The organism is Nocardiopsis sp. TNDT3, assembly GCF_003427465.1.
Lineage (GTDB): Bacteria > Actinomycetota > Actinomycetes > Streptosporangiales > Streptosporangiaceae > Nocardiopsis > Nocardiopsis dassonvillei.
In genome coordinates, this window is the sequence record NZ_QPFC01001147.1 from 1 (window position 1) to 6,250 (window position 6,250).

The 6,250-nt window shown below is 74.3% G+C and carries 8 protein-coding genes; 7 read left to right on the forward strand and 1 reads right to left on the reverse strand.

What is annotated here, in order from left to right; genetic code table 11:
- Positions 1-136: 136 nt before the first annotated feature.
- Positions 137-670: a hypothetical protein gene (locus DQW06_RS24930; protein WP_013152182.1), complete on the reverse strand. Its 534-nt coding sequence runs from the start codon at positions 668-670 to the stop codon at positions 137-139.
- A 226-nt stretch (positions 671-896) separates the two neighbouring features.
- Here DQW06_RS24930 and DQW06_RS24935 point away from each other — a divergent pair, with 226 nt between their 5' ends.
- The 7 genes from DQW06_RS24935 to DQW06_RS24965 form a co-directional block, all read left to right on the forward strand.
- Positions 897-1,421 (forward strand): helix-turn-helix transcriptional regulator, encoded by a 525-nt coding sequence (locus DQW06_RS24935; protein ID WP_013152183.1) that lies wholly within the window; start codon positions 897-899, stop codon positions 1,419-1,421.
- Positions 1,422-1,431: 10 nt separating this feature from the next.
- Positions 1,432-2,505, forward strand: a complete 1,074-nt coding sequence (locus DQW06_RS24940; protein ID WP_013152184.1) for a serine hydrolase — start codon at positions 1,432-1,434, stop codon at positions 2,503-2,505.
- Positions 2,502-2,885, forward strand: coding sequence for a hypothetical protein (locus tag DQW06_RS24945; protein WP_013152185.1), 384 nt, complete (start codon positions 2,502-2,504; stop codon positions 2,883-2,885). Before DQW06_RS24940 ends, DQW06_RS24945 begins: the two co-directional genes overlap by 4 nt.
- A 267-nt stretch (positions 2,886-3,152) precedes the next feature.
- Positions 3,153-4,772 carry an ATP-binding protein gene (locus DQW06_RS24950; RefSeq protein WP_232833147.1) on the forward strand — a complete coding sequence of 540 codons (1,620 nt, stop codon included), beginning with the start codon at positions 3,153-3,155 and terminating at the stop codon, positions 4,770-4,772.
- A 60-nt stretch (positions 4,773-4,832) separates the two neighbouring features.
- Positions 4,833-5,258 (forward strand): roadblock/LC7 domain-containing protein, encoded by a 426-nt coding sequence (locus DQW06_RS24955; RefSeq protein ID WP_013152187.1) that lies wholly within the window; start codon positions 4,833-4,835, stop codon positions 5,256-5,258.
- Positions 5,255-5,617, forward strand: a complete 363-nt coding sequence (locus tag DQW06_RS24960) for a DUF742 domain-containing protein (protein WP_013152188.1) — start codon at positions 5,255-5,257, stop codon at positions 5,615-5,617. The genes DQW06_RS24955 and DQW06_RS24960 overlap by 4 nt, the downstream gene beginning before the upstream one ends.
- A partial coding sequence (locus DQW06_RS24965; RefSeq protein WP_117199425.1) for an ATP/GTP-binding protein occupies positions 5,598-6,250 on the forward strand: 653 nt, incomplete at its 3' end. The genes DQW06_RS24960 and DQW06_RS24965, both read left to right, overlap by 20 nt.

Sequence of the window (6,250 nt, forward strand, 5' to 3'; positions counted from 1 at the left end):
GCCCCCGGCCGTGTCCGCGGCGGCCGTCCCCAGGTGCGCGAAGGGGTCTTCTCCGGTCCGGCAGCCCCCACCGGCCGCGCGCGGGCGTGCGCAACCGCCCCCGTCCTGGGGAACGGGGGCGGCCCGGGAGGGGCTCTCAGTAGTTCTGCCCGGTGGTCTGCTGCGGTCCGGCCGCCTGCTGCGGCGAGCCGGTGCTCCCCTCCGGCGACTGCGCGGGCCTGGGCGCCGCGTGGGCGGCGTTGTACCCGCTCTGGTAGGCGCCCTCGTGGTGTTCGGTGCGCCCGGACTCGCGCTCGCGGTCGGGCCAGCCGGCGGTCAGGCCGTAGATCACCAGCAGGTCCACGGCGATGGCCACCATCGACCACAGCGGCATCGCCATCACGAAGCCCAGTTGGGCGATGGCGTTCACCGAGGCGAGGACCAGGGCGAAGCCCCGGGCCCACGTGCTGCGGGACAGCACGGCCAGACCGGCGACGATCAGCACCGCCCCCCACAGGCCCAGCAGCACGCCCCAGGAGGTGTAGCCCACCAGGAGCACGTCCGTGCTCTCCACGGCGTAGAACTCGGGGGTCAGGAGTGCCACCAGCCCCTGGATGACGTTGACCGCCCCGATGACGATCAGCAGTGTCGCGACGAAGAACTGCCAGCCGTTGGCTGCCTGCGTTCGCATGTTCCGGATCCTTCCCGGCCGTCCCCGCTGGCCTCTGCGCGGTCCGGGACGTGGGAACGGCCGCTCGGGTGTCCCTCTTGCGGATGCGCGATCCGCGCGCCTTGTCTTCATCATCCGACCCGGCGGGTCAGCGACACCCCACCCGTTCCTACGGATCGGGCAAAGCTCCCGGGCCTGCTACTCTAAAAGTACGTAATTACGGAAAAGCATGTAAGGTGGAGGTGCGGTGGACAGGACGACGGAGGAGCGCCTGGCCGAGCTGGAGGCGCGGGTCAGCGCCCTGGAGGCGGCCGGCGAACGCGCGACCGAGACACCCCGGGCGGAGGCGCTCGGAGACGTGTTCTTCGCGCTCAACGCCCTGCGGGAACGCGTCACCGGACACGGCGGCGTGGTCTTCGCGGGGATCGTCCGCGGCGGGGAGGGGGAGGAGGACACGCTGGAGTGGCAGCAGGGGCTGCCGGTCGAGCGCCTGGAGGAGTCCGACTGGGCCCGCCACGCCGCCAGCCTCGACGCCCTGGGCAACCCCGTCCGGCTCCAGTTGCTACAGGCGGTCTGGAGGGGAACCGGGACCGTCGCCGCCCTGGCCGAGCGTTCCGACTTCGGCACGACCGGCCAGATCTACCACCACGTCAACCTGCTCGCCGCGGCCGGATGGCTCACCACCGTCCGGCGCGGCCACTACGCCATTCCACCGGAACGCGTCGTCCCCCTGCTCGCCATCCTCACGGCGGCCGGGGGAGCACCCCAGTAAGGAGGGCTCCGTGAGAGCCAGAGGAAGAACTGTCGCGGTCGCCTGTGCGGCGGCCGCCCTGGTCGTGGTGCTCGGGGTCGCCGCACGGCCGCACACACCCGCCCTGTCCGCCGAGGAGTCCGGGGACCCCGGACTCCTCGACCGGGCGCGCCCGCTGCTGTCCGAGGGCGTGCGCGACCGCGTCAGCGTCGTCGAGGTCGACGGCGGACGGGTGAGCTTCGCCCACTTCGGAGCAGACGACGGCACCGACTACGAGATCGGCTCGGTCTCCAAGACCATGACCGGGATGCTGCTCGCCATCGCCGTCGAACGCGGCGAGGTCACCGCCGACACCCGGCTCGGGGAGCTGGTCGAGCTGGACGGCGCCCCCGCCGCCGACGTCACCCTGGCCGAGCTGACCAGCCACCGCTCCGGACTGCCCCGACTCTCCACCCGCGTGCCCGACATGGCGGTCTCGGTGGCGGCCTCCTACCTGGGCAACGACCCCTACCCCTACGACTACGACGACCTGGTCGCGCAGGTGGCCGCGGCGGAGCTGGCCGACCGCGGCGAGTCCCGCTACTCCAACATGGGCACCGCGATCCTGGGCCACGCCCTGGCCAACGCCGCCGGGACCGACTACGCCACCCTCCTGCGCGAGCGGCTGCTCGACCCCCTGGGCATGGACGACACGACCCTGCCCGAATCCGGGGACGACCTGCCCGAGGACGCGACCCGGGGTTACACCGACAGGGGGCGCCGGGCCGACCCCTGGCTGGCCCACGCCTACGCTCCCACCGGGGGCGTGCGCTCCACCCCCGCCGACATGGCGCGCTTCGCTGGGGCGCTGCTGGAGGGCGCCGCGCCGGGCGCGGCGGCCCTGGAACCGCGCTGGGACGGCGGGCCGGACCACCGGATCGGGTTCGCCTGGGTCACACAGGAGCACGGCGGCACCGAGGTCACCTGGCACAACGGCGGTACCGGGGGTTTCGCCTCCATGGTCGCCCTGGACCGGGAGGGCGGGCGCGCGGTGCTGGCCTTCGGCAACACGACCACCGGACTGGAAGACGCCGTCCTGGAACTGCTGACGGAGGACGCCCGATGAGCGTGACGGACGTGCTGACCTACGCCGGGGCCGCGTTCCTCAACGGCATCTGCGTCGTGAGCGCGGCGGACGTCCTCCTGCGGTTCCGGGGCCGGGGCAGGTTCCGCTTCGCGGACCGCTGGGACGTGTTGAACCGGACGGCCCACACGCTCTTCTTCCTGGTGCTCTCGCTGCTGCTGACCACGTGGGCGTCCTTCCCCGTGGCGGTCTGGTACCTGGACGTGGCCCTGAGCGCGGGGGCCGCCGCGGCCGCGGTGCTGTGCTGGCCCGGCCTGCCCGCGCGCGCCGCCGACGCGGGCGCCGCCTCCCGACGCCACTCCGCGATCGGCGCGCTGGTCTTCCTGGCGGTGGTCCTCGCGGTCTTCCTCCTTTTCTCCTGAACCGAGCATCCGCGCGAAAAGCGCGCAATGCAGGGGTATGTCAGAATTAAGAAGAGCGGAAAAAGCGGGATGCCGCACTTCTCCGCCGTCTGACCGGGGTTCCTCGCGAGAAAGCCCACGTGCCTTTCGCCCGTGGTCTACGGTGATTTCCGTCCGCCCTCGAATTCCCCGGGGGAAACCGGGTGGACCTCCCCTGCCCGGAGACCGGGCGACGGGACCGGGCACGGCCCGCTCCCTTCGCGCGATTGCCCCGCGAGGAACCCGCCCATGCCAGTTCACCCGTCCGACCGACAACGGCGGCCACCGCGCCCCGGACGACAGGCCCTGTTCGCCCTGGTCGCCGTGACCGCGCTGGCGGCCCCAGCCTGGTCCTGGGCGGTCGTCACGGCCCACCCCGACGCCCGACAGAGCGTGGCCCTGGCCGTCGGAGCGGCCGGAGCCGCCCTGTGCGCCGCCGTCACCGCGGCGGCGCACCAGGCCGCCGCGGCCCGCGCCGCGCGCGAGCACGGCACCCGGGTCGACGCCACCGCCCAGGCCCTCGAACGCGAGGCCGAGCACCTGGTGGACCAGCTCCTGCCCGCCCTCACCGAGGGCCTGCGCGCGGGCCGCACCGCGCGCGAGGTCCTCGCCGAGCACCCCCAGCCCCGCCACGTCGCGCTGCACCGGCTCACCCACGCCGTCACCGCCGAGCTCGACACCGCGCGCGTGCGCGCCGCCGACGCCCTCGCCCGGTGCACCGCGCTGGAGGAGCAGATCGCCGACCTCGACCGCGTCGGCCTGCCGCTCATGGTCGCCCGCGTGCGCGAGGACCGCGTCGGCGCCGCCGAGACCCTGCGGGAGGAACTGCCCCCCGTCCACGGCGCCCTCGCCCGCCTGCGCGCGCACACGCTGGAGGAGCTGCTGGCCGCCGCCCGCCGTTCCGCCTCGGCCATGGAGACCGCCGCCGCCTCCGGCGCCCGCATCCAGGCCCACCTGACCTCCCTGCTGGCCAGGCTCCGCGAACTCCAGGACCGCTACGGCGACAACCCCGGTGTCTTCGGCGACCTCCTGGACGTCGACCACGGGGTCTCCCGCACGGGCCGCCTCGCCGACGGCCTCGTCGTCCTGGCCGGGGGCCGCTCGGGCCGCCGCTGGACCCGGCCCATCGTCATGGAGAGCGTCCTGCGCGGCGCCATGGGCCGCATCAACGCCTACCGCCGCGTGCGCCTGCACAACACCAGCACCGCCTCCATCGCCGGGCACGCCGCCGAGGGCGTCATGCAGGCCCTGGCCGAACTCATGGACAACGCCGCCAACTTCTCCGCCCACGGCACCGAGGTGCACGTCTACGTCCAGGAGGAGGACACCGGCCTGTCCGTCACCGTCGAGGACAGCGGACTGGGCATGCGCGTGCGCGAGCGCAGGCTCGCCGAGAGCCTGGTCACCGAGCCCCGCGACCTGTCCACGCTGCGCGGCACCCGCACGGGCCTGGCGGTCGTGGGCCGCCTCGCCCACAAGCACGCGCTCGGCGTCAGCTTCCGTCCCTCGGCCCGCGGCGGCGTGGGCGTCGTCGTCCTCGTCCCGCCGCACCTGGTCACCGAGTCCCAGCCCGCTCCCGGCGGCCCGCGCGCCGGGCACCGCCCCCGCCGCTCCGCCGGGCCCGCGCCCGCCGCGGGACCGGGCCCCGGTGCCGGTACGGCGGCCCCCGGGCCCGACAGCGCCGCCGCGCCCGCCCGCGCCGCCTCCGGGCTGCCCCGGCGGCGGCGCGGCCAGACCCTCGCCGCGGCGCTGCGGGAGGAGCCCGACCAGCTCTCCGCCGGTCCGGTCACGCCCGGACCCGGCGGCGACCCCGGCACCAGGTTCGCGTCCTTCCGCAACGCCCGCCAGCCACAACGAGCCGAAGAGTAGAGAAGAGAAACGGAGGGAGGGGCACGGACCGGGCCCGCGCGCGGCTGCCCCGCGACCCCGATGAACACCATGGACACCAGCCTCGACTGGCTTCTGGAGAACCTGCGCCACGGGACACCGGGCATCCGCCACGTGCTCGTGCTGTCCAGGGACGGACTCAGGATGTGCCACACCCGCGAACTGCACACCGACCGCGCCGACCAGCTCGCCGCCATCGCCGCGGGCATCCAGAGCCTGTCCCTGAGCGCCTCCGCCGAGTTCGGCGACCGCGGAGGCGCGGGTCAGGCCATGGTCGAGTTCGGCGGAGGCGTCCTGCTCATCATCCGCGCCGGGGAGGGCGCCCACCTGGCGGTGATCGCCGCCGGGGAAGCCGACGTCGGCGTGATCGGCCACAGCATGAACGCACTCGTCGAACGGATCGGCGGCTTCCTGACGGCCGCCCCGCGCCGGAGCGAGCGGGTCCGAGTGGGCGCCGAGCAGCGGTGACCCACCACGACTGCCTCCGGGGAGAGTCCCCCGACCGCCTGTACACCGTGACCGGCGGGCGCTCCGACGCGGACACCCGCGTGTTGGACTCGGTCACCCTCGTCGTCGCCGAGTGCGACCCCGTGCCCGGCATGCAGTCCGAGCACGCCGCGATCCTGCGCCTGTGCGCGTACCCGACCGCCGTGGTGGAGCTGTCCGCGGAGCTGCGGCTCCCCGTCAGCGTCGTGCGGATCCTCCTGCTGGACCTGCTGGACACGGGGCGGGTGACGGCCCGCCACCCGGCGGCCCTCACCCGGCAGGAGGCCGGGCACGACCCCGAGACCCTGAAGCAGGTGCTCCTTGCCCTCCAACGCCTCTGAACGGCCGGCCGGGCCGCACCGGGCCCCGCTCGCCGCGACGGCCGACAACGCGCTCAAGATCGTCGTCGTCGGCGGGTTCGGCGTCGGCAAGACCACCCTGGTCGACTCCGTCAGCGAGACGCGCCCGGTGAGGACCGAGGAGGTCATGACCCGGGCCGGTGTCGGGATCGACGACCTCAGTGCCGTCCGCGACAAGCGCACCACCACCGTGGCCTTCGACTTCGGGCGCATCACCGTGGACGAGCGGCGCGTGCTCTACCTCTTCGGCGCCCCCGGCCAGAAGCGGTTCTGGTTCCTGTGGAACCAGCTGTTCGAGGGCAGCCTGGGCGCGGTCGTCCTCGTGGACACCGACCGCATCCGGGACTCCTGGTACGCCGTGGACCGGCTCGAACACCACCGCACGCCCTTCGTGGTCGCGGTGAACCGCTTCGGCCCCGGACCCGCCCTGCCCGAGGTGCGACGCGCCCTGGACCTGTCCGGGCGGGTCCCCGTGGTGGACTGCGACGCCCGCAGCCGCGAGTCCAGCCGCGACGTCCTGATCACCCTCGTCCAGCACGTGTCCGGACCCGTCGCCGGGTACCCGTCCGCGCCGACGACGGCGTTCGCGCCCGGGTCAGGGCGGGAGTCCGCACC